Origin of the sequence: Paenibacillus sp. FSL R5-0928, assembly GCF_037970385.1 — a bacterium.
In the GTDB taxonomy this organism is placed as follows: domain Bacteria; phylum Bacillota; class Bacilli; order Paenibacillales; family Paenibacillaceae; genus Paenibacillus_AQ; species Paenibacillus_AQ odorifer.
Genome location: NZ_CP150225.1, coordinates 1735471 through 1759327 on the forward strand (window position 1 = coordinate 1735471; position 23857 = coordinate 1759327).

General features: G+C 43.2%; 18 protein-coding genes. 14 read left to right on the top strand and 4 right to left on the bottom strand.

Annotation, left to right across the window (positions count from 1 at the left end; all coding sequences use genetic code 11):
* Positions 1–16 precede the first annotated feature (16 nt).
* From MKZ16_RS07475 to MKZ16_RS07490, 4 genes are all read left to right on the top strand, one after another.
* A complete protein-coding gene (locus MKZ16_RS07475; RefSeq protein WP_036675789.1) occupies positions 17–889 on the top strand; it encodes a YitT family protein in 873 nt (290 codons plus the stop codon).
* A gap of 167 nt (positions 890–1056) precedes the next feature.
* Positions 1057–2145, top strand: a complete 1089-nt coding sequence (locus tag MKZ16_RS07480) for a nucleotidyltransferase domain-containing protein (RefSeq protein ID WP_256715474.1) — start codon at positions 1057–1059, stop codon at positions 2143–2145.
* Positions 2146–2274: 129 nt separating this feature from the next.
* Positions 2275–2601, top strand: coding sequence for a DUF6442 family protein (locus tag MKZ16_RS07485; protein WP_036675787.1), 327 nt, complete (start codon positions 2275–2277; stop codon positions 2599–2601).
* A gap of 1 nt (position 2602) precedes the next feature.
* On the top strand, positions 2603–2812 hold the full coding sequence (locus MKZ16_RS07490; RefSeq protein ID WP_036675786.1) for a helix-turn-helix transcriptional regulator: 210 nt from the start codon (positions 2603–2605) through the stop codon (positions 2810–2812).
* Between the two features lie 106 nt (positions 2813–2918).
* Here the strand turns inward: MKZ16_RS07490 and MKZ16_RS07495 are convergent, their stop codons facing one another.
* The gene (locus MKZ16_RS07495) at positions 2919–5591 is read right to left on the bottom strand and encodes a cation-translocating P-type ATPase (protein ID WP_076104740.1); all 2673 of its coding nucleotides are present in this window, start codon (positions 5589–5591) and stop codon (positions 2919–2921) included.
* A 223-nt stretch (positions 5592–5814) separates the two neighbouring features.
* Between MKZ16_RS07495 and MKZ16_RS07500 the strand changes: the two genes are divergently transcribed.
* The 3 genes from MKZ16_RS07500 to MKZ16_RS07510 all read left to right on the top strand — a co-directional run bounded on the left by MKZ16_RS07500 (position 5815) and on the right by MKZ16_RS07510 (position 8419).
* Positions 5815–6996 carry a sensor histidine kinase gene (locus tag MKZ16_RS07500; RefSeq protein ID WP_076104739.1) on the top strand — a complete coding sequence of 394 codons (1182 nt, stop codon included), beginning with the start codon at positions 5815–5817 and terminating at the stop codon, positions 6994–6996.
* A gap of 5 nt (positions 6997–7001) precedes the next feature.
* Positions 7002–7670: a response regulator transcription factor gene (locus MKZ16_RS07505; RefSeq protein ID WP_076098888.1), complete on the top strand. Its 669-nt coding sequence runs from the start codon at positions 7002–7004 to the stop codon at positions 7668–7670.
* 230 nt (positions 7671–7900) lie between these two features.
* Positions 7901–8419 carry a DUF6622 family protein gene (locus tag MKZ16_RS07510; RefSeq protein WP_076104738.1) on the top strand — a complete coding sequence of 173 codons (519 nt, stop codon included), beginning with the start codon at positions 7901–7903 and terminating at the stop codon, positions 8417–8419.
* 60 nt (positions 8420–8479) lie between these two features.
* Here the strand turns inward: MKZ16_RS07510 and MKZ16_RS07515 are convergent, their stop codons facing one another.
* Positions 8480–9886: an MFS transporter gene (locus tag MKZ16_RS07515; protein WP_076104737.1), complete on the bottom strand. Its 1407-nt coding sequence runs from the start codon at positions 9884–9886 to the stop codon at positions 8480–8482.
* 111 nt (positions 9887–9997) lie between these two features.
* On the opposite strand from MKZ16_RS07515, the gene MKZ16_RS07520 reads away from it, so the two are divergent.
* The 6 genes from MKZ16_RS07520 to MKZ16_RS07545 all read left to right on the top strand — a co-directional run bounded on the left by MKZ16_RS07520 (position 9998) and on the right by MKZ16_RS07545 (position 20011).
* Positions 9998–10885, top strand: coding sequence for a LysR family transcriptional regulator (locus MKZ16_RS07520; RefSeq protein ID WP_038569403.1), 888 nt, complete (start codon positions 9998–10000; stop codon positions 10883–10885).
* A 405-nt stretch (positions 10886–11290) separates the two neighbouring features.
* The gene (locus MKZ16_RS07525; protein WP_076104736.1) at positions 11291–15868 is read left to right on the top strand and encodes an endo-1,4-beta-xylanase; all 4578 of its coding nucleotides are present in this window, start codon (positions 11291–11293) and stop codon (positions 15866–15868) included.
* Between the two features lie 243 nt (positions 15869–16111).
* Entirely contained in the window at positions 16112–16669 is a 558-nt protein-coding gene (locus MKZ16_RS07530) for an RNA polymerase sigma factor (protein WP_036675772.1), read from the top strand.
* On the top strand, positions 16651–17784 hold the full coding sequence (locus tag MKZ16_RS07535) for a hypothetical protein (RefSeq protein ID WP_076104735.1): 1134 nt from the start codon (positions 16651–16653) through the stop codon (positions 17782–17784). Before MKZ16_RS07530 ends, MKZ16_RS07535 begins: the two co-directional genes overlap by 19 nt.
* Positions 17785–17865: 81 nt before the next feature.
* A complete protein-coding gene (locus tag MKZ16_RS07540; RefSeq protein ID WP_038569409.1) occupies positions 17866–18738 on the top strand; it encodes a hypothetical protein in 873 nt (290 codons plus the stop codon).
* A 286-nt stretch (positions 18739–19024) separates the two neighbouring features.
* Positions 19025–20011, top strand: a complete 987-nt coding sequence (locus MKZ16_RS07545) for a stalk domain-containing protein (protein ID WP_178944338.1) — start codon at positions 19025–19027, stop codon at positions 20009–20011.
* 129 nt (positions 20012–20140) lie between these two features.
* On the opposite strand, the gene MKZ16_RS07550 is transcribed toward MKZ16_RS07545, so the two are convergent.
* On the bottom strand, positions 20141–21583 hold the full coding sequence (locus tag MKZ16_RS07550) for a DHA2 family efflux MFS transporter permease subunit (protein ID WP_235219372.1): 1443 nt from the start codon (positions 21581–21583) through the stop codon (positions 20141–20143).
* 294 nt (positions 21584–21877) lie between these two features.
* Here MKZ16_RS07550 and MKZ16_RS07555 point away from each other — a divergent pair, with 294 nt between their 5' ends.
* Positions 21878–22459: a TetR/AcrR family transcriptional regulator gene (locus MKZ16_RS07555; protein WP_036675766.1), complete on the top strand. Its 582-nt coding sequence runs from the start codon at positions 21878–21880 to the stop codon at positions 22457–22459.
* A 98-nt stretch (positions 22460–22557) separates the two neighbouring features.
* Here the strand turns inward: MKZ16_RS07555 and MKZ16_RS07560 are convergent, their stop codons facing one another.
* On the bottom strand, positions 22558–23823 hold the full coding sequence (locus tag MKZ16_RS07560) for an ABC transporter substrate-binding protein (RefSeq protein WP_038569411.1): 1266 nt from the start codon (positions 23821–23823) through the stop codon (positions 22558–22560).
* Positions 23824–23857 lie beyond the last annotated feature (34 nt).

Sequence of the window (23857 nt, forward strand, 5' to 3'; positions counted from 1 at the left end):
GAAACGGAGAAATTCAATGATTGAAACGCGTAAACAGAAATCAAATAAACTCAAGATATTCTCAAAAGTATTCATGATTATTATTGGGGCGCTAATAGCTGCCTATGGTCTAGAATCGGTATTGATACCCAACAATGTCTCAGATGGAGGTGTCACAGGTCTAAGCATCGTTGGCTCTGAACTGTTTGGCTTACCGCTAGGGCTGCTAATTGGCATAATTAATATCCCTTTTGTGTGGCTAGGATATAAGCAAATTGGTAAAAGCTTTGCTCTTTATTCCGTTATCGGTATTGCTTCACTGGCTATTGGCACTAGTCTTATGCATCATGTACCGACGATTATAGAAGGTGATACTTTATTAATTACCGTTGTTGGCGGGATTATTATCGGTTTTGGTATGGGGTTAGCCTTACGTAATGGTGGAGCATTAGATGGGATAGATATGTTAGCTGTCTTACTTTCACGAAAATTACCTTTTGGGACCAGTGATTTAATCTTATTTCTAAACATGTTTGTATTTATTGTTGTTTCAACAGTATTTGGCCTACAAGGGGCTATTCTATCAGCACTTGCTTATTTTATTGCTTCTAAGGTCATTCATATTATTGAAGAAGGTTTGAGTGGCTCTAAAACGTTTAAAATCATCACTATTCAACCGGAAATCATGGTCGAGACTATTCGTGACCGATTGGGTCGTGGAGCAACTTATACAGATGCTTATGGCGGCTACTCAAATGAACAATTCAAAGAAATCACTTGTGTCATTAACCGTCTGGAAGAAAGTAAAATAAAAGACATTATTCGTGAAATTGACCCGAATGCCTTTGTAGTAGTCTACGATGTTGCAGAAGTTAAGGGCGGCAGTTTCAAAAAGAAAAATATTCACTAATGACTATAAATCGCGTTGGAGAGAAGCTAATTATGCTCTTGCCAGCGCGTTTTTTGTTTTCTTTGAAGGAGAGGAAAGGCTTGGTATAGATTTAATATAATTAAAGTTGGAATACCTACTCTAACAACATGCTTATACAATAGAATTAATAAGGTTGGAGAGGGGACATGGATATGGATGCTGTTCATAAAGAAAAGATCTTAATCAAAAATGAAAAGCTTATTAGCATGGTCATTGAACGGGCTAAGAGAGATTTTTCTGATGATATTGCAATTATTGGGCTTACAGGTTCTTTTAGTACTGGGGATTTTCATGAAAAAAGCGATCTTGATCTAATCATAATTAATAACACAGAGCAAGGCTGGGGAATATCTTCGTGTTTTATCTTGGATGATATTGGATACGATCTATATTGTACGCCATGGGAAACAAGGATAGAAGATCAAGCCAATCTCGAGAGTCCAATGATTTCATGTCTGGTGGATTTACAGGTGTTATACTGTGCAAAACCCGAATATTTGGAAAAGCTAAATTTATATAAACAGAGAGCACTCGATGCTCTGGCCATGCCTATAGGGAGAGAATGTATCAGTAGAGCGAAAAAGTGTATAGACATAGCAAAACAGGAATATGCGAATACATTACTTTCTGAAGATATAGGAGCAGTAAGGTATGCTTCAAGCGAAGGTTTATACAATTTGTTAAATGCGCTAACTCATTTGAACAATACTTATTTCAAACGGGGAATTAAGAGATATTTGGAGGAAATAGCTACGTACCGTTATGTTCCTGATGATTTTGAAAAGACATATATGGCTGTGATAGAGGCGAAGACTATCGATGAAATCAGAAGTGCAGTATATAAGGCACTTAAAAACATCAATGATTTATATAATAAAATGTATAAGGATTTTGTAGTGCAGCCTGTCCCAAGCTATGATAATCTTGGCGGAACTTATGAGGAATTATGGTGCAACTACCGCAATAAGATTATAGCAAGTGTAGAATCGGGTGATAGATCGTATGCGTATCTTGCAGCAATGGGCATACAAGGTTTTCTTGATGAAATGACAGAATGGAAGGGAACTAAAAAGTTTGATATCATGCAGTATTTTGATTCTGACCATCTTCAAGTCTTTAAAAATGAGTTTCTGAAGGTCATGGATGAATATCTGGAGGAATATAACAAGGTAGGCAGGAAAGTCGAACGATACAATACTTTCGAGCAATTATATAACCAATATATGAAGGTATAGAAAATAGCCCACTACCAATCTTTGGATTGGAGTGAGCTATTTTTTATTTGACAAGAAAACTTGGCGTATTATAATAATGATGACAAGAAAACTTGTCATCATCTTTTCAATTTGAAAGGAGAAATTTTTATGAAAAAGGAAGAAATATTAGAAAAAAGCAGAAATGAAAAAGGAGACGAAGGAAAAGAATTTGTATTTGCTAAAGGCAGAAAAAGCGGATTCATTGGAATGTTGATTGTATTTTGCATTCTGAGTGTCTTCAGTTTATATAATCATAGTCAAGAAACAAATCTTGCATTAAAAGCCTTGATAGCCATGTTTTTTGGATATTTGAGCTGTGAAGGTCTTGGGATGTATTCTGTAACTAAGAAAAAGATGCATTTACTCAATTTCATTTTAGGATTAATTATAAGTGTTTCGTTTTTGTTTATTTACTTTTATGGGATGAGTGATTAGTATGAGTGAACCTTTGGTTTTAAAAAATAAACTGCGCGAAGCAAGAACGGAACAAAAATTATCGCAAGCACAATTGGCAGAAATGGTGGGAGTCTCAAGAAATACTATAAGCTCGATTGAAACCGGACAGTTTAACCCTACTGCAAAATTAGCTTTGATTTTATGTATTGCGTTGGATAAAAAATTCGAAGAATTATTTTATTTTGATTAAAATCAACAGAAGCTTTTCTGGGTTTAACTCTAGATGTCAGAAAAACAGCGATACTCCATCATTGGAGATCGCTGTTTTTTTTTTTTTTCAGTCGATTATAGCTTACTCAGGAATTTACAGGGTTCTGTTCAACAGATTTGGGTGTAAAAGCTCTTCGAACAACCTTCGTTAATTCCATTAGGATGAGGGAGCCGAGGGCTAAGCCTGCTGCAATCAGCCACTCTGACATTCCAAATGAAGCCGGAATCGAGAAGATTTCTCTAACTCCTGGCAGAACCGCAATGCCGTAAAAGGCAAAGCAGACCAGAACGGCTCCGATGACGTATTTGTTGCTGAAAAGGCCAGCTTCAATAGCAGTTTGACTGTTCGAACGGGCGGCAAAGGTCTGCAATGTACGAGACAAGATCAGGGTTGTGAATGCCATAGCTACGCCCATATCAGGTGAATCCTGAAGTCCGATATACAGGGATATGATAACAGCTATACCTATGAGTAGACCACGAGTGACAATGGCCTGCATCATTCCTCCTGCGAATATTCCTTCCTTGAGCTCTCTTGGTTTTCTGTTCATCACATTAGGTTCAGGTTTTTCCATCCCGAGAGCAATGGCGGGCAGAGAATCATTCGCCAGATTGATGAATAGAAGCTGAATCGCTGTGAAAGGATTAATCCAGTTGAAAATAAGGGCAAAGAGGATGGCGATAATTGCACCCAGGTTACCGGAAAACAAATAGGCGATCGCTTTTTTGATATTGTCAAATACCGTTCTGCCCACAGATACAGCATTGACAATGGATACAAAATTATCATCGGTCAAAATCATGGCAGCCGCATCTTTGGCAACATCGGTTCCACTGCCCATGGCAACTCCGATATCTGCTTGCTTCAAAGCAGGTGCGTCATTTACACCATCACCGGTCATGGCTGTTATTTTGCCTTTCCGCTGCCACGCGCGGACAATCCTGATCTTGTTCTCCGGAGAGACACGGGCGTACACACCAATCTGCTCGAGTTTGTGATCAAGTTCCTCGTCAGACATGGCATCGAGTTCTTGGCCGGTTACGGCAATTTCATTCTCAGTCATCAGACCGATATCGCGGCCGATCGCTTGTGCGGTTGTCTTATGATCACCGGTAATCATGATGGTTCGGATTCCAGCCTTCTGAGACTCTGCGATCGCGCCGTAGACAGCTTCCCGAGGTGGATCAATCATAGCTGTCAAACCTACGAGCACTAGATTTTGTTCATCCTCCAATCCGACTTCAGTAACTGTATTTGGTACGGTTTTGTAGGCATAGGCAAGTACACGGAGTGCTCTGCTGGAGAACTCCTCATTGGCTTCGAAGAAGCGTTCAAGAACTTCTGGTGTCATCGGCACTTCTTTTCCACTTAACAGTACATGCGAGCATAGACCAAAGAGCACATCGGGTCCACCTTTAGTAATCATTGCTTTTTGTCCGTTAAAAGTATGCAAGGTCGTCATCAGCTTGCGATCCGAGTCAAAAGGTAGTTCGGCTTCGCGAGGGAAATTATCGCGTATTTCCTTATAATCTTTATTCTTGCTGTTGCTGAAGGCAATAAGTGCTACCTCTGTAGGATCACCCAGCTCTTTACCATCCTCATTAATGTTAGAGTCGTTGCAGAGCACGGCAATATGCAGGAGCCGCCGGGCTTCTTCAGACCATTCTTCAGGCGCTTGATTGAATTGATCACGGTCACCTTCTGGTAGAAAGTAATCTACAACAGTCATTTTATTCTGGGTGAGGGTACCGGTTTTATCTGTACAGATGACACTGGTTGACCCAAGGGCTTCGACAGCGGGTAGCTTACGAATAATCGCATGTTGCTTAGCCATCTTATTAGTACCTACGGATAGGACAATAGTTACTATTGAGGAAAGAGCTTCGGGAATCGCAGCAACCGCCACAGCGACTGCAAACATTAACGCATTCAGGATAGCTTCTGTTGTATCCACAGTCTCATTCGATAACCAAACACGTCCGGCCTGGATGGCAAAGATTACAATGGACAGGAGTATAATTGCTACCCCCAGCTGCTTGCTGAATGTTTCGAGCTTGCGCTGCAGCGGCGTTTGCTTGGCTTCGGCGCTTTCAATGAGTTCAGCAATTTTTCCGATTTCGGTAGTGAGTGCAGTTCCCGTTACTACTAGCGTTCCGCGGCCATATACAACTAGTGAACCGCTGAACGCCATATTACGCCGGTCTCCAAGCGGAGATTCTTTCGCGATGATATTTGTATGCTTTTCCACAGCTTCGGATTCTCCGGTTAGCATACCCTCATTTATTTTTAAGCTTTCCGATTCTATAATCCGGCCATCGGCGGGTACAAAATCGCCGGCTTCCAGCCAGACGATATCACCGCGTACAAGTTCCCTTGCCGGGACGGTTTTTAATTCTCCATCACGCAGCACTTTGGCCTCGGGGGCTGACATCTGCTGCAAGGCATCCAGTGAACTCTCCGCTTTACGGGTCTGGATGACACTTATAACTGCATTGAGAATCAACACGAGGAAAATAATAAGCGACTCCATAACTTGTCCCATAACAATCTGGACAATGGCGGCTATAAGCAGTACGACTACCATAGGGTCTTTGAAGTTTTCAAGAAAAAGCTTCCAAACAGGATCTTTTTTCTTTCCTTTTAATTCGTTAAAACCATAATCTTTTAGACGATTGTCGACTTCTGCCGAAGTAAGCCCGTTAGCTGAACTCTGAACATCCTGTAAACTGTCGGCTACATTGTTGCGGTAATATTCCACTAATGATAGCTCCTCTCTGCTGTGCTGTGTCTTTGTTCTTAAAAATTACGGTTCAAGCCGGGACAAGTTTCAAAATATCGAGCTGCATAAACTGTTTTTACATTATAAATGTGTCTTTTGAGCTTGAAATTGGACTGAGCATTGAGCTTGACGTATAGTATTAATACTGTCGAACCTTGTAATAAATTGAGTTCTGAACTAGATAGAAATTTGGAGGAACCTCGTGAAGTTTACATTCAAGGAAGAAAAAATATATGTAAATCTGGTTCGTTTCGTTGGGTCATTGCTCTTAGCAATTTCCTATTACAAAGATTATAGCGGTCAAGGATTCATTAACCTTCTAGGTGGTCTGATCGTGTTGTTGCTATATATGGTGTTGATTTGGGTAAAAAACGCTTGGTGGACTGAAGTGAAATATTATGCTGTTACTTTTATAATGATTTTGATTATATTAGTGCTTCATTATGTTTTTGGCTCACCGAATACAAGTTTACTATGGCCGCTTTATTTTATTATCCTATTTATGAATCGAGTTTATCCCCGTGTTTCTTTTATTGTTGGAATCACTACACTTACTGCTGTTTTTCTGATTTATTCATTGTCCTTAAGCAGTTTTTTAGGGCTGCTTTGTGTAATCCTCGTAGCGCGAAGTATAAAAATCAGAAGAGATGCTCACTACTTAACAACGCTCCACCTTGAAGAGTTAAATAAAACTCATAAAGAGCTGGAGGCTACGCATAACGAACTTCAAGAAGCTATGGTTCATTCGGTACGTTATGCAGCTTTAGAAGAAAGAACCCGGCTTGCCAGCGAAATTCATGATGGAATGGGTCATCAATTGACTTCACTGATAGTACAATTGCAAGCCCTTCAGATTATGCAAGTAAATGATCCTAAAAGAGCAGCTGAGTCCACCAGCCAGTTAATTACTATTGCTCGTCAAGCTATGGCGGAAGTTCGAGTTGCGGTAAAGGAATGGTCAAATGACGAAATGGGTTTAGGGCTAGTTGCTTTAAAAGGCCTCGTAGCCCAAACTCAAAGCAGATCTTCTATACAGTTCAAACTTAATCAAAAATCGGAAGTCACAGAGTGGCCTATTGAAACAAGTATCGTGTTATATCGAGTTCTGCAGGAGTCATTAACCAATGTGCTTCGTCATTCAAATGCGACTATTGCCAGCATTGATATTGAAGAAGTAAACGATATGATTTACCTTACGGTCACAGACAATGGAGTAACTGCTAAAGAAGAACCTTTAAATTTAGGGTATGGTCTAAATGGCGTAACAAAGCGGTGTAAAGCATCGGGGGGCTACTGTTTTTTTTCGTCTATAGAACCTCATGGCTTTCGCCTGCAGGCAGTCGTTCCCGTTGCATGTAGACCTATTGTGGAAGAGAAGGAGTAGTTCACTTGGATAAAATAATTAGGATTGTACTTGCTGACGATCAGCCTTTCGTCCGGCAAGGATTAAGGTACATTATAGATTCACAACCTGATATGGAATGCGTAGGAGAAGCCTGTGATGGGGAGGAAGCTTACCTTGTTTCACTTGAAACTAAACCCGATATTGTGTTAATGGATATTCAAATGCCTAATTCCTCGGGGCTTGAAGCAACTCGCAAAGTTCTCCGTGTAAGTCCAGAAATTAAGATTGTACTTCTAACCACTTTTGATGTTCAAGCCTATGTTATTGAAGGGATACGTGCAGGCGCAGTAGGGTACTTGTTGAAGGATACGGATATGCAAGAAGTTCTTGCGGGAATACGCTGGGCGAATCAAGGTAATGCAATTTACAGGACACCTACTGCAAGTAAGGCGCTTATAGCAGCCATTTCGAGTGATGCTAAACTAAACAAAACAGAGCAAGCATCAGATGATTTTTCTGAATCTCTGACCGAACGTGAACTTGATGTACTCCAACAAATGGCATACGGGCGCAGGAACTCTGAAATTGCGGAAATTCTGAATATTTCACAGGGCACGGTTAAGACTCATATTCATCGTATTCTCCAAAAGCTTGAGGTCGAAGATCGTACACAAGCTGTTGTATTGGCTATACGGACAGGGATGGTAGAGTAACAGAGGGAGAAGTTGTTCTATAAAAAAATAGCCATGTAGTTAGAAAGACCGGCCACAACCGGTCTTTTTTTGTTTTGTTTGTGGGGTCTGCTCAAACATTGTATATCTCTAGATAGAGGTATCGTTGCTTATAAATCAATCGCTGTGTAGATGTGTTAGTCCCTATGATTTTTTATTATTAGTAAGGCAACACAGTGGAACTGCAACGCTCTATACAAGGAGGAAATATAATGCACATTACAGTCACACAAGTAATTTCAAGCACACCATCATGGGTGTGGATATTATTCATTCTTTTGTTCATAATGGGGATTAAAAATTCTCAGGAACGGCCTGTTATTTTTTCACGGATGTTTATTGCCCCGCTTATTTTTATGGCATGGGGATTACGGACAATAACAACTACTTTTCCTCAATTAGGTCTAACGTTGACGAGTTATATGATCTTTATCATTCCAGGTTTCCTGATTGGCTATCTTTTAAATAAGAGGTACCAATCCTTTGTTAGAAAAGAATCAGTAGTGTTCAAAAAGAAAAGTTATCTTCCATTATTTATTGTCCTACTGAATTTTATTGTTAAATATATTCTGAATGTGATGTCGATTTTTTACCATAGCAGCGTATTTCATATCATTTATTCTTCAGCAAATGGGCTAACTGTTGGATTGTTTTTTGGAGGTATCGTATATACCTTTTATATGCAATGTAAGCTTGAAAACTCTATAAGTGGCAGAAGGGGGATCAATTGATCTCGTTAAAAGAACAAAATAAGACCTGTCTGATGACAGGTCTTATTTGTCTATACTTTCCTATTTGTTAGCGCCCGAATTAGCCGGCTCATGCAATTGCCCTGACTCACGGTGCCTCCGACTCATGAATACCAAAGACAATGCAATTACCGTGAGGATAACCCCAAGGACTTGAAATCCCTCGAAGCTAAACTTACCTCCCATTATGATACCTATTAACAATGAAGAGAGAATGGTTCCCAGGTATCTCGATGTATTAAATAATCCGGAGGCAACACCGATGATTTCTTTTGGAGAACTTTGGAACAAGGCTGCTTGCAGGCCGACATTGTTCAATCCGTTGCTAATACCAAATGCAGCTAAAGCCACACATACACTGATCACCGGTGAAGTCTGATTTAAGGTCACAAGCCACACTGATCCCAATGTCATCAGGACCCCGGACACCAGCAATGCTGGCCGGGGTCCTGATCTATCGATCCAGCGTCCTGCTATTGGAGCAGTAACCAGCGAGCATAATCCCAGCGTTAGCATGAGAATCCCAGTTTGGAATTCACTGACATGACGTACCATTTGCAAGTAGGATGGAATCCCGAAAAAGAGTGAGTAAAAAAGTACATTAACGAGCATGAATTCAACATTAACCCAAGTCATTGCCGGATATTTGGCAAATGTACGTAAAGGAATAAAGGGTGACGCCGCTTTTAGCTCATGCCGGACGAATGCCCCCAGCAGAACGAGTCCTGTTAGCAAGGTAATGACATGTATTAATGAGATATGTCCGGATGATTTTGCTGAAAGCAATCCAAGGAGCACGCCAACCAGCCCCACAGTGAAGAGCAGGATTCCTGACGCATCAATCAAATCAAACCATTTGCGCAGGGACATTCCCCGGGTAATGGTTGTTGACGGTTCGTCCTTGGGGATATGCCTCCAAGATAATAGAAAGCTCGCCACCACGAATGGAATATTGACGAAAAAGATAGCTGGCCAGTCCCACCAGTGAATAATAACCCCGCCAATAAAGGGTCCAATTGCTGCCGCGCCGGATAGGAAGATGGATAAAACAGACAGTGCGGTCGCTTGTTTCTCCGTAATATGAATCCGCACAATGGCCATTCCAACGGCAACCATCATGCTAGTTCCAATGGCTTGCACAATACGGAACACGATGAGACAGCCAAAGTTTGGGGAGAGAGGAGCTAATAAACCTGCAATGAAGGATACGACAAGCCCGGTAAGAAATAATTTCCTCCGGCCGAATAAATCGCTGGCCTTTCCCATGACAGGTTGAGCGATGCTGCTTGCAATGTAAAAAGAAAAAATAATCCAGGAAACACCTGTATAGTCAAGCTGGAATACATTTTGCAGCCTTGGAATAGCCACAGACACCATCGAAGAATTTAAAGGGTTCAATAAAATCCCCAGACCTACTGAAATCATTAACCACCTGTTGCGAACACTCATTTTAAATCCCCCTAAAGCTTATTAATGTCATCGTACTTGAAATCGATTATTCATTCCAACGCATTTTATGTTATGATCTCATTGACTTGAGGGAATGAATGGAGGTGCGAAATGGAACTTCTGCAACTGCAATATTTTCTCGCTGTAGCTCGGTTGGAACATATGACTGAAGCTGCACGAAATCTACACGTTACTCAATCTTCACTAAGCAAAACGATTCAGCGTTTGGAGGAGGATCTGGGGGTACCTTTATTCGATCGGGTAGGAAGAAAGCTGCGACTGAATGAGTCCGGAAGCCGGTTTCTTCGCCGAGCTGAAAGGGCATTATTTGAATTGGAGCAGGGAAAACAGGAGCTTAGCGATTTATCCAGTCCTGAACATGGCACACTCGAATTAGCGGTGACGACCGCAAGCACATTACCCAATATCCTGCGAGAGTTTCGGAAAAAGCGGCCTGATATTCAATACCATGTGCAAATGTTGACCACGCAGGAAATGGTTACACTTCTTAATAGAGGAGAGGTTGATTATTGCTTATCCTCACCTCCAATAAAAGGGGATGACATCGAATGTCAAATCGTCTTTATCGATCCGATTCTTGTGGCTGTTCCAAAGGGGCATCGGCTGGCTAATCGAAGCAGCGTATCTTTGACAGAGCTAAGGGATGAATGGTTTGTTGGTGTAAAGAGTGGCTATGGTACTCGCGATTTAATAGACTCTGTATGCAAATCGGTTGGATTTGTGCCTAAATATGTGTATGAGGGGGATGAACCTGCAAGGCTTAGCACTCTTGTGGAAGCTGAAATTGGCTTAGCTTTCATACCAAGCACGGCACGGAATTCACGGGAAGATATCCAATACCTCCAAGTAGAGAATCACGAATTGGAAAGGGAGATAGCTCTATTGTGGCACAGGAGCCGGTACATTTCTCAGGCTGCTTTGGAATTTCGGGAGGTAGTTGTAGAATATTTTGGAGCGTTATCCAAACAGACAATTTAATTACGCCGCAGAACAAATAACAAACCAAGTCCCCGTTACCTTCCGTTACGTTCAACGGTCCGTAAGTGGGGTTTTCTTTTGGGTTAAATACGTAGAATCTTTAATCATACATACGTTTTCCTATAATTATGGGGGGTAACACCTTTAATATTAGCGTAGTAGTGCGTAGCAGCGAGGCTGTAAAATAGTGTGAGTACACATGAAAGCGTTTACATAAAAGGAGGGGGTCTGTAAGTAAAAAGATTCATTTGTGATGATGTTCTACTGCTCTTCGGAATGATTGTGCCACTGTTGAAATTGAGGATTTAGCAGGTAAAGAAATTAGCGTGGGAATATAGGGCTGGTGCTAATAAGGTAGGTCATTAACTGATTTGTATGAAAATCACTAGAGGAGGAATGCATTAAATGAGTAGAATGCTTAAACAAGTAATCTCGATTTTACTCGCAGCTGCCTTGCTTATTCCGACAAGCTGGATCGCTCCGGTTACTGAAGCTGCGGCGCAGGATACGACAGTATCATCAGATACGGTAACGGTATATCACGAAACTTTTGCGAGTGGCAAGGGTATTGCAGCTCAAGCAGGCAGTGCTAGCCTTACACCTGTGACTGATAAAGTTTTTACTGGCAATGCTGACGGCGCAGCTTTATATGTAAGCAACCGAGCGAATAACTGGGACGCGGCTGATTTTAAATTCAGCGATATGGGCCTAGAAAACGGCAAAACCTACACGGTAACTGCATCCGTGTATGTAGACGCTGATGTGATTGTACCTAGCGGTGCCCAAGCTTATCTTCAAGCGATAGGCAGCTACGCTCTTTTGGCAAATGTGAATTATGAAGCAGGCCAAGCGGTCACCTTGACGAAAGAATTTACCGTGGATACGGACAAAGATACAACGCTGCGTGTTCAATCCAACGATGACGGGAAAACGGTTCCGTTCTACATTGGGGAGCTCCTCATTACAGCAAAAAAAGCAGTGACGGAAACGGATAAAGAAATCTATCACGAAACTTTTGCGAGTGGCAAAGGTTTAGCCTCACAATCAGGTAGCGCTAACCTAACCCCTGTCACCGATAAAGTTTTTACTGGCAATGCTGACGGGGCAGCTTTATATGTAAGCAACCGAGCGAATAACTGGGACGCGGTTGATTTTAAATTCAGCGATATGGGTCTAGAAAACGGCAAAACCTACACGGTAACTGCATCCGTGTATGTAGACGCTGATGTGACTGTACCTAGTGGTGCCCAAGCTTATCTTCAAGCGATAGGCAGCTACGCTCTTTTGGCAAATGTGAGTTATGAAGCAGGCCAAGCGGTCACCTTGACGAAAAAATTTACCGTGGATACGGACAAAGATACAACACTGCGTGTTCAATCCAACGATGACGGGAAAACGGTTCCGTTCTACATTGGGGATGTATTGGTCACAGAAAAGGTGGCTACAGTAGAGCCAACTCCAACACCAGAAACACCTAGAGACCCAGCTTTACCTTTTACCACTGTTACTTTTGAGGATCAAACGGCAGGTGGTTTTGAAGGCAGAGCAGGTACTGAAACGCTTACGGTTACTAATGAAGCGAATCATACGGATGGTGGTTCATACGCTTTGAAGGTTGAGGGCAGAACCAGTACATGGCATGGGCCGACATTACGTGTGGAGAAGTATGTGGACAAAGGCTACGAATATAAAATTTCGTTATGGGTCAAGCTGATCCAGCCAGCAAGCTCGCAGCTTCAGCTGTCCACGCAGGTTGGCGATGGAAGCAGCGCCAATTATGTGCAGCTCGCACCTAAAACCATCAGCGCAAGCGATGGCTGGATTCAGTTCGAGGGAACTTACCGTTATAACAATGTAAGCAGTGAGTATTTGACCATTTATGTGGAAAGCTCCAGTAATAGCGCGGCCTCATTTTATATCGATGATATTAATTTTGAAAAGGTAGGCTCTGGCCCGGTTGATATCGAAAAAGATCTTGTGCCGATTAAGGATGCTTACCAGAGTGATTTTCTGATCGGAAATGCGATAACCGCTGAGGATCTGGAAGGTGTCAGACTTGAGCTTCTGAAAATGCATCACAATGTTGCTACGGCAGGTAATGCCATGAAGCCGGACGCGTTGCAGCCTACGAAGGGCAACTTCACGTTTACCGCGGCAGATACAATTGTAGATAAAGTACTGGCTGAGGGCATGCAGATGCATGGACATGTGTTGGTATGGCATCAACAATCGCCTGCATGGCTGAATACAACAACAGACGCAGCTAACAACACGATCCCCTTGGGACGGGATGAAGCTCTTATGAATTTGCAGACCCATATCCAAACCGTTATGGAGCATTTTGGTGACAAGGTGATCTCCTGGGATGTTGTAAATGAGGCGATGAGCGATAACCCATCCAACCCAACAGATTGGAAAACTGCGCTGCGTTCCGCCCCATGGAAAAGTGCTATTGGAGCAGATTACGTAGAGCAAGCCTTCCTGGCGGCAAGAGAAGTGCTGGACACGCATCCAGATTGGGATATTAAGCTCTATTACAACGATTATAACGAAGACAATCAGAATAAAGCGCAGGCCATCTACAGTATGGTCAAAGAAATCAATGATAGGTACGCGCTGACTCACCCTGGCAAATTGCTTATCGACGGGGTTGGCATGCAGGGGCACTACAGCATCAATACGAACCCAGAGAATGTGAAGCTATCCTTGGAAAAGTTCATTTCCTTGGGTGTCGAAGTAAGCATAACTGAGCTGGACATTCAGGCCGGAAGCAACTATCAGCTTTCTGAAAAGCTTGCTAATGCGCAGGGTTATCTGTATGCACAGTTGTTAAATATCTTCAGGGATCACGCTGATTCTATCAAACGTGTTACCTTCTGGGGAATGGATGATAATACAAGCTGGAGAGCTTCATCCAATCCGTTGTTATTCGATAAAAATCTGCAAGCTAAGCCGGCTTACTATGGCGTTATCGATCCTGATACCTTCATTGAAGAGCATGAGCCTGAATCAGTAGAAGCCAATCAATCTACTGCCAAATTCGCTGCACCTGTTATAGACGGAACAGTTGACGAGATCTGGAGCCAGACCGCTGAGATTCCGGTCAATCGGTATCAAACCGCTTGGCAAGGAGCGAGCGGAGTAGCAAAAGCACTCTGGGATGATCAATATTTATATGTCCTAGTCCAGGTGAGTGATACGCAGCTTGATAAGAGCAGCGTGAATGCACATGAACAGGATTCGGTCGAAATCTTCGTGGACCAAAATAATGGGAAAACGACGTTTTATCAAGATGATGATGGCCAGTACAGAGTCAATTTTGACAACGAGACTTCATTTAATCCTTCAAGTATCGCAGCCGGCTTCGAATCGGCAACCCAGATTTCCGGAACAAACTATACGGTTGAAGTGAAGATTCCACTTCAAGGGATCACTCCGGACAACGATAAAAAGCTTGGTTTCGATGTACAGATCAACGATGCTAAAGAGGGCTCACGTCAAAGTGTCGCGGCTTGGAACGATACGAGTGGAACTGGGTATATGGACACATCCGTTTATGGTGTGCTTACTTTAAAGGGGAAATCTGCCGGTCCGGAACCAACCCCAACGCCGACAACAGCACCGACACCGACACCAACGAGCCCAACCGATCCAACAGACCCAACTGACCCAACAGATCCAACGGATCCAACAAACCCAACGGAACCATCGGCAACCCCGACACCTGTTCAAACAGCGACGCCAGCGCCAACAAATGCACCAACGGGTAGCAGCACCGGTAATGTTGTATCAACTCCACAACCTGGAGCCATTACAAACAAAGATGGTATTGTTACGATTAAACTGGAGGTAAAGTCCGATAATGGGTATGTCATAGGTACGATCTCCAGCGACAACATGAAAAAAGCGCTTGAACTGGCTAGTGTAGCGGCAAACGGCAAGAAACAAATTATCATTGAAGTGCCAAAGCAAACGGACACGAAAGGGTATGATATACAATTACCGACCCAAAGTCTAATGGGGAAAGAAAACTATGAACTATTGCTTAAGACGGAAAAAACCACAATTCAAATTCCAAGCAATATGTTGTCCAATGTAACAGACAGTGCTGAACAAGTATCCATACGAATAAATAAAGTCACCAAGGACAGCTTGGAAGCAGCTACCCGCAATATGATTGGCAACCATCCAATTATCGGTCTAAGCTTAGTAGCAGGTGACAAAGTTATTCCTTGGAATAACCCTAACGCACCTGTAACGATAGCCATTCCTTACGTGCCGACAGCGGAGGAGCTTAACCATCCAGAGCTTATCGTCGTTTGGTACATCGATGGCAAAGGCAACGTAATGCCGGTTCCGAACGGTCGATATGATGCTGCAACCCAAACGGTTGTCTTTCAAACAACCCACTTCAGCACTTATGCAGTAACCTTCGTAAAGAAAGACTTCGGAGATCTGCAGAATCTGTCATGGGCTAAACAAGCTATAGGCGTTATGGCGGCTCGCGATATCATCAAAGGAACGTCGGTGAACAGCTTTTCACCTGCAGATTCAATCAAACGAGCGGATTTCATTGCTCTCCTCGTAAGAGCGCTTGAACTGAAGGGAACGGGCAAAAGTGCAATAATGTTCAACGATGTCCAAAAGACGGACTATTATTATGATGAACTGGTCATCGCGAAGGAACTGGGAATTGCTACAGGTTTTAAAGATGATACGTTCAGACCCAATAGCAATATCTCCAGACAAGATATGATGGTGCTGACAGCACGCGCGCTGGCGGCAGCCGGCAAGCAAGTTAAGGCGAGCGGTACTGTAGCTGCTTATCTAGATGAAGCAAGTATATCCAGCTACGCAAAAGACAGCGCATCATTGTTGATCAAATCCGGAGTCGTAAACGGAAAGAATAATAGAATTGCGCCGAACGATACGCTTACCCGTGCTGAAGCGGCAGTCATCCTGTACCGTATCTGGAAGCTGTAGTCCCGGCAGCAGAGAAAAAAACTCTGAATTAGCTCATGTTCATTTTTAATCTGAAGAGCGGAAATACGTGTATAACCATCCCTTGCGTTCTTCTGTTTTAAGCATCGCTGCTCACCTCCCTGCGGAGAGGAGCAGCGATTTTTTTGTGTATGTTCCGTTAAATCGGAGCTAAAACGGAAAAAAATGTCACGAAACAGACCGCTCAAGTGTTATAACTGTACTGATAGTAGAAAGGAGACAGTCGTGGACTCTATTGAAGAAAAGATAAAGCGGGTACAAGCGGGGGAAGTCTACCTTTTTTCAGATATTATCAGACTCTACCAACAACGGATCTACCTCTACTGCTTTCGCTTGTTGAACAATAAGGAAGAAGCCGAGGATGCGGTTCAGGACATATTTATTAAGGCTTACCAGAACATCGGCCATTTTGAGTCTCAGGTGAGTTTTAACTCATGGCTCTACAGGGTTTCCTATAATCATTGCCTGAATCAACTGCGCCGGAAGAAATTTCAAAATCAGCTGCGAAAATTACTCAGACAGGATGTAACCACTAAAAGCGCTGAACAAATGGTAGAAAATCAGTTGTTCAGTGAATCCGTGGCCTCTGCCCTGGAAAAGCTTAGCGTGGAGGAACGCAATCTGTTGATTTTGCGCATTTTTGAAGATAAATCATTTGCAGAAATTAGTGAAATTCTGGGTAAAAGTACGGTCACAGTTAGGAAACGGTACGAGCGGACAAGGTGCAAGCTCAGAGAAGTCATTGAAAGAAAGGAGAAACAACTATGCGCAAGGACGAATTGACTTCCGAAGAGTTGTTTCTGAAGGAGGGGGATAATTCTGCCAAACTTCCGCTGGTTGATGTTCATGATTCTGTAATCCAAGCCATCGGGCTAGGTAATGGTCGCCTTGCTGTTAAGCCTGTACCTCACCAGCAAGAGGGAGACATCCCAGATATTATGCATAGAGTGGAGCCAGAAACCTATGCCAAACGATACCGTAAGCGCATGTGGAGCAGGCCTGTAAGGAGATGGGCAGCGGTGCTGATCCTGGTTATCTTGGTAGGAGGCAGCTATTCCTTGTTTAAGGAGAGTCCCTGGCAAGCTGCCCAATTTCAATATGAGGTGCTGCCATACGAGCCGCTTCTTGCAACGAAGGAAGGGGGGACGATTGAAGTATCTAAGAATCCGTTAGTTCCTTCAAAGGTAAAAATTCCTCAGAGAGTGGCGACCAAAGAAGAAGAGCTGCTGAGTGAAAAAAATTTAGAGGCATATAGAGTTGTAGAGAAATTATTACTACCGGGAGAGGGCGCTTCTTACGTGTTAAAAAAGGAAGGTGCTGGAGATGAACGTCCTCAGCTTGGCAGAGTTATTCCTGCGATGCTATTTAATGATTATTCCAGTTATTTAGCCAAAGCAGAAGAGTATAAGGTGCCATATTTGCCACGTCCGGAGTATCTGCCAGAAGGGTATGTTTTTGATCAAGCATGGATACAACCTGATTTTGAGGTCAACGAGAATGAACTGCTTGCCCTGACTGATGGTATAAAGCTGGAAGGCGGTTACCGGGTTATGTGGAAAAAAGAAGCTACGGCCAGTATTAATTATGACTATTCGTCGATGAGATACAAAAAAGGGGAGAGTATGGTAAGAATTAATGCCAAACACATCAAGGCAAAGTCCGGAACGGTGGAAAGCTTACTAAGGACGAACACCACAATCGTACAGAATATTCTTGTTAACGGAACCCAACTGATCTATACGGAAACTACAAACAATGAAATAAAGTTGGGGTATAGATACAGACTTGTCTGGACGGATCCAGAACAAAATGTAGTATACGATATGACTGCTGCACCGGAGTCTTCTTCTTTAACCAAAGAGGAGGTTATCCGAATTGCTGCCGACATGATGAAATAAGTATAGAAATTTGATGTCACAAATCCGGTAACGTAAGTGTTATGTAAGAGTACTACATATACAGGAAGGTGAGGTATTTTAATGAATAATAGAAAAACACTCATTGCCATGACCAGTATGACCCTAATGTTCGGTTTAGGTTATGGCTTCAAAGGAGAAGCTTACGCCGAGAAGTCTGTTGCTCAGTCTGTGGAAGAAACCGCCATTAAGGCGGAAGTCAAATATATAGCTCAGGGCATCGATGAAGCTGCCAAAGCGAAAACAGATCAGGAACAAAAAAAATTCAAGAATCTCAAAGATCTGCAGCAGAAAGCATTAAGTGAAGAGCTTAAACCTGGAGAAATCAGATATGTGTATATTAATGACAAGGAATATCAAGCCTATGCTAAGGGATCACCCACTGCGGGTGCATATTATTCCCTTTCGTTTAATACGTATAATGAATATGTGGAAAAGTATGCTGCCGGCAATACCTCCATGCCACTGCAATTGCAAGAGCCTCCGGAAGGCTACAATTTTTTCAGGGCAATTGTTTCTCCATATATGACGAAAAAAGAACAGGATAAGATATACTATCAAGTGATCGCCGAGGGTAAGGCGTCCGATAAGAAAATATATGTAAAGAAATTGCAGGAGAAGCGTACAGCTATCAACATCATCTATAATATGACCACAGAGAAAAATGGTAAAAGAGGAGTTCTTGCCATCGCTGCCGAACCTGCAGGACCTAAGGATACGACTGTTGAATCCGAACCAGCAAATGCACAGTCGCAGAAGCTAAAAGTGAGTGGCCAAGAGGTGGTATACACACCTATTGATAAGATGGAGTACAAGTCAGTTGCATGGATGAATCCAAAGACCCGTGTCAATTATATTATTCGGGAAACCGGTGGACACCTGACCAAGGAGGATTTGATTGCTTTGGCAGGACAGATCATTGAAGCTTCGGCGTAGAATGATTCTAAGACACTTACTAATTAATTTGATTAAGGCAGCCCCCAGGGCTGCTTTTTGGTTTGAGTATAAAGATCTATAGTATTCACGCTATTTAGGAGATTAAAAGCGAAATGTGGCGTTGGCAATGGAAATGTGTCTTTTTTAAGTATTCACAAATAAAGAACGAATATCCTATCATTCCAATATTTACAATATTCGATATAAAGTGATATAATTTTCGAGATTCATATACATAAACATGAAAGAAGAGTGTAAGATGCTAAAGGTAACAAGTAAAAAAGTCATGTCAATTATTACAGTTAGCTCAATGCTGTTGGCTGTGGGTGCAGTCGCTTACGCAGACACGACATTGAAGAAGATTTCTGCATATCAGAATGCGGCCATCAGCATTGAAGTGGATAATCAGAAAGTGAACCTGTCAAGTAGTGAAGGAACAATGTACCCAATTATCTATGAGGGACATAGCTATGTATCCGCCAAGGCTGTATCTGAAGCACTGGGGGCAACCGTGAAATGGGATAACAGTCGTCAAGCTGTTGTGATCACATCGGCGAACGGCGGAACATCTACATCCGTTGTCCCGGATAAGGACAATACCGTTGCACAAGCTACTGCGAAGCCAGCAACCGTATCTACTCCGCCTGCAACCGAGTCCACACCGCAGGCAACACCAAAGCCTGCTGCCTCATCTTCCGCTACGACTTCCAGTAACAGCGGCGTTTCGTTTGCAGATGCAGTGAAGTTAGGTACTTCTTTTACTTATACGGACCTTGATAACAATTATAGCCCTAAAGGTGATTCAACATCTGTTCAATATACTTTCACTATCAATAAGGTTACGTCGACTACTCTCGGACAATTACATGCTCTTGGGTTTGAGGAACATGTCACTGATCCCGATGTAGCTGTAGATTATGTCCTGCTTGATGTAACGCTTAAGGTGAAGAACGCCACTCTTGTAAAAGGTAGTCAGGACCAAGGGCGGAAGTTCCTTTCAAGTTTTACACCTACCATTTGGGGGGTAGAAACATCCAGTGGACAATACTATATTGGTGGCTCTAGTGATTATTTTGAGGGATCTCTCGGAGAAAATATCGAAAAGTTGTTAGCTGATTTTCCTGAAGTCACCCCAAGTAAACCGGGTTCTTTTGAAGCTTCGGGTAAAGTTATTCTGCCAATAATCAAAGGCAAGGAGAACAACCTTGTTCTTTATAGAAACGATAGCAAGCTTGAGTCCGACAAAAGGTCCATCTATTTTAAACTGAAATAGTTATGCAAGTTAGCAGATGGTTTGGTCGCTAATTGTTGTAATAAGATCAAACTAAAAAGAGATCAACGATGTCATTCATCGTTGATCTCTTTTTTATGATTCTTAAACAGTGCTGATAACTTCTATATATCAAGCTTCTTTGGCAATGACTTTTTTTAGCTTCACTTTGGGTTCTTGCTCAGGATCAGGCGCTTGCCCAACACGTTTAATAAAGAAAGATAGCAGCAGACCGAGGATGCCAATTCCCACAATCACTAGATAGGAATCATTGATCCCTTGAATGGATGCTTCCATAATCATATGTTCCTGTGTTCCGTTCTGTGTGCTGCCAGAGGCCAGCATATCCTTCATATGCGTTGTAGTACGGCTCGTCATTACGGTGACGAGCAGGGAAGTCCCGACGGCGCCAGCTACTTGTCGAATGGTATTTGAAATCGCTGTACCATGCGCACTAAGCTTGGCGGGTAGTTGATTTAGACCCAAGGTTTGTATAGGCATGAGAAGGAGAGCCATCCCGATCCGGCGGCCTGTTGACATGTATACCAGATACATGTAACTGGTTGAGTCGGTTAAGTTCACAAAGCTTAGAGTCGTTGCAATTGTAATTAACAATCCGATGATGGCGAGCCATTTCGCTCCGAACCGGTCGAATAGCTTTCCGGTTACCGGCATCAACAATCCCATTACGAGTGCACCGGGAAGCAGCAGCAAACCGGACTCCATCGCTGTAAAACCGCGGGCATTCTGCAGGTACAGAGGCAGCAGCATCATATCCGCATACATCACGATTGTAACTGCGATACTGATGACAGTCGTTAAGGAGAACATATTGTATTTAAAGGCCCGGAGATCAAGCAGTGGATTTTGGGAAGCCAGCTGTCTCCAAGTAAATAAGCCAAGGGAAAGCACACCTGCTGCTAAAGACAATAACACTTCTGCGCTCGACCAGCCTGCACTGGCAGCGCGGCTGAAGCCATACAGCAAGGTTCCAAAACCAATGGTAGAAAGAGTTACGCTAACAATGTCCAACTTGGGAAAGATGCGTTCTGATACATTTTTTAAATAAATAAATCCGCATATGATTACAATGACGGTCAAAGGAATCATGCCATAAAACATAGTCTCCCAAGAATAATGTTCCAAAATATATCCAGCCAGAGTAGGTCCAATCGCAGGCGCGAAAATAATGGCTAGCCCTACCATCCCCATGGCAGCCCCTCTCTTTTCAGGAGGGAACAGGGTCAAGATGACATTCGTGAGCAGTGGCATGATAATCCCGGCACCAGCTGCCTGAATCATACGCCCGGTCAACAGAACAGGGAAGTTTGTCGCGAGGGCCGATACGATCGTTCCAGCCAAAAATATAAACATAGAAGCTTGAAAAAGCTCTCGCGTCGTAAATCGTTGCATTAGATAAGCTGTAATTGGAATTAGAACACCATTAACCAGCATATACCCCGTTGTCAGCCACTGAGCTGTAGCCGCCGAGATATTAAAATCATGCATTAACTCCGGAACGGCAACGCTCATTACCGTTTGATTCAGTGTCGCAAGAAAGGCGCCCAAAATCATAATGAATAAGATGGGGCCCTTTTTCACGGAACTGCTTGTTACTTCTGTCTTTGTACTCACTCCACTCCATCCTTTCAACTCGTCGATCATGGACTAAATTTACAGTGTGTTGTATAGTTTACAATGCATGAATTAGATTATAAATGAAATTTTCATGTAATCAAGCAACAATTTGCGAAAAAATGTAAAGTAGTTTACATTCGTTCTAAAAATGTAGTTTTTTCTTTTTAAAAAACAACAATTATCTAAAATATGTAGCTTACAATATGAAAGTAAAAGATTGGAGAGTACAAGATGAATAACACAACGCAACGTACAGATCCCCGGGTACTTCGAACACGTCAATTGCTTAGAGATGCTGTGATTGAATTGCTTGAGGAAATGGATATTGAGAAAATATCAGTAAATCGTATTGCAGAGCGGGCTAAAATCAATCGGGTTACTTTTTATCTGCACTATCGGGATCTCCCGGATATGCTGGAAAAGATGGCGGATGAGATGGTGGAGGACATTCTACAAGTGGTGAACAACGATGACAACCATCACCAGTCGGTTGATGAAGAGAATTTGAGGATATTAGAAAGTCTGCTTAAGCATATTGCGGAAAATGCAAAATTCTACAAGGTCATACTCACATCCAAACGAAGCCCGATTTTTACAGATCGCCTGTTTAATTTGATGGCGGAAATCATTTCTGCGCACCAGGAGAAAAAGGAGGGGACTGCTGATCATTCAAAGACGCCGATACAAAAGGACATTGCCGTTTGGTACGGTTCAGCTGCTCTAATCGGCACGGTTATTTCTTGGCTCCGAGATGACATGCCCTATACGCCTGTGTATCTTGCCAGACAAATTAGTATGCTGCGTGCGAACTAGCAACGGGTTCCGACTAATGAACGGAGAGGAATTAAATGAACACGAACAAACAGCCACGCATCGTTGCGCGGCTGTTTGTCGTATTTAGAGCAGGTAAATCACTGCACACTGAGATTATCCCAGTTGACTTGGAATTCCTTCAACATCCCTTCTTTGGTCAGCTTGCCGCCGAGATACCCTTGTATGCTGCTGGATAATTCCTGTGGCATCCCGTTCGGCAGACGGGTCCAGTTCCAGGTCAGCGCTTGATCTTTATCGGTATAGGCCAGCACCTCAGCACCTAGTGCTCCAAGATCTTCTTCGGTTCCCTTAATGTTGTCGAGCGCAGGGATGAATTGGAATTCCTTGGTGATATATTTTTTTCCGGTCTCGGAGGTGACGAGCCAATTCAGGAAGACCTTGGCCTCCTCCTTAACGGGAGAGTTTTTATTGATAACCCAATTGCTGGGTACGCCTACATAAAGCTTGTCGTTGTCTTCGGGAGTGTCGTCAATGGGCATGGGCAGGAGGCCCAGATTAAGATTGGGATCGATGCCGTCGATCTGTCCTTGTGTCCAGTTACCCTGCTGCATCATCGCAGCTTCACCGCTCGCTAGCATAGTGACTTGAGTATTATAGTCGGTCGAGAGCGGGTTCTTATTGCCGTACTCTACAGTAAGGTCAAGTAGATCGATCCACTTGGAGAAAATAGGGTCTCCGGCGAAGGTTTTGGAACCGTCTGTAAGTCCGGCGATGAATGCCTCCGGATCAGGCTGCTGGGCGAAAGGTACGTTTACATTATGATTGCCAAGCACGAACCATTCTTGGTAACCATTCGCAAAAGGTGTGATGCCTGCCGCTTTTAACTTCTCGGAGGCTTCGCGCAGAGCGGTTAGCGTCAATGGCTTCTCGGTGATTCCGGCTTTCTTAAATAGATCCTTATTATAGATGAAGCCGTATCCTTCCAGATTCATCGGCATCCCATAGAGTTTGCCATCGATGGTCATTTGTTCTGCTGCGAGTGGCTTTACATCCTTGGCCCAAGCTTCGCCGCTCAGGTCCTCCAGATATTCCAGCCACATATCACGTTCATTGTTGCCGCCGATGGTGAAGATATCCGGCTCATCTCCGGAAGAGAATTTGGCACGCAGCGAGGCGCCATAATCGGTCCCGCCTCCCACGCTTTGCACCTCAAGCTTAATATCGGGATGTTCTTTCTCGAATTCGGTCTTGAGCGAAGCCAGCGCTTCGGATATTTCAACCTTGAATTGGTAGATATGCACGGTTTTTACTCCGTCTGCATTGTCGCTGCTGCGTCCGCAACCGGCTGTCAGAGCAGCCAGCAGCAGGGAGCATGCGAGGAGAATTCCACGTTTTGTTCTCATATTCATTCATCCTCTCTGGCTGAAAGCAACATGT

Coding starts and splice junctions, on each gene's coding strand:
- MKZ16_RS07550 (WP_235219372.1), bottom strand. CDS start 21,583: ATGATTTTGGGCGCCTTTCTTGCGACACTGAATCAAACGGTAATGAGC.
- MKZ16_RS07555 (WP_036675766.1), top strand. CDS start 21,878: ATGAATAACACAACGCAACGTACAGATCCCCGGGTACTTCGAACACGT.
- MKZ16_RS07490 (WP_036675786.1), top strand. CDS start 2,603: ATGAGTGAACCTTTGGTTTTAAAAAATAAACTGCGCGAAGCAAGAACG.
- MKZ16_RS07535 (WP_076104735.1), top strand. CDS start 16,651: ATGCGCAAGGACGAATTGACTTCCGAAGAGTTGTTTCTGAAGGAGGGG.
- MKZ16_RS07480 (WP_256715474.1), top strand. CDS start 1,057: ATGGATATGGATGCTGTTCATAAAGAAAAGATCTTAATCAAAAATGAA.
- MKZ16_RS07475 (WP_036675789.1), top strand. CDS start 17: ATGATTGAAACGCGTAAACAGAAATCAAATAAACTCAAGATATTCTCA.
- MKZ16_RS07515 (WP_076104737.1), bottom strand. CDS start 9,886: ATGAGTGTTCGCAACAGGTGGTTAATGATTTCAGTAGGTCTGGGGATT.
- MKZ16_RS07510 (WP_076104738.1), top strand. CDS start 7,901: ATGCACATTACAGTCACACAAGTAATTTCAAGCACACCATCATGGGTG.
- MKZ16_RS07525 (WP_076104736.1), top strand. CDS start 11,291: ATGAGTAGAATGCTTAAACAAGTAATCTCGATTTTACTCGCAGCTGCC.
- MKZ16_RS07485 (WP_036675787.1), top strand. CDS start 2,275: ATGAAAAAGGAAGAAATATTAGAAAAAAGCAGAAATGAAAAAGGAGAC.
- MKZ16_RS07560 (WP_038569411.1), bottom strand. CDS start 23,823: ATGAGAACAAAACGTGGAATTCTCCTCGCATGCTCCCTGCTGCTGGCT.
- MKZ16_RS07540 (WP_038569409.1), top strand. CDS start 17,866: ATGAATAATAGAAAAACACTCATTGCCATGACCAGTATGACCCTAATG.
- MKZ16_RS07545 (WP_178944338.1), top strand. CDS start 19,025: ATGTCAATTATTACAGTTAGCTCAATGCTGTTGGCTGTGGGTGCAGTC.
- MKZ16_RS07520 (WP_038569403.1), top strand. CDS start 9,998: ATGGAACTTCTGCAACTGCAATATTTTCTCGCTGTAGCTCGGTTGGAA.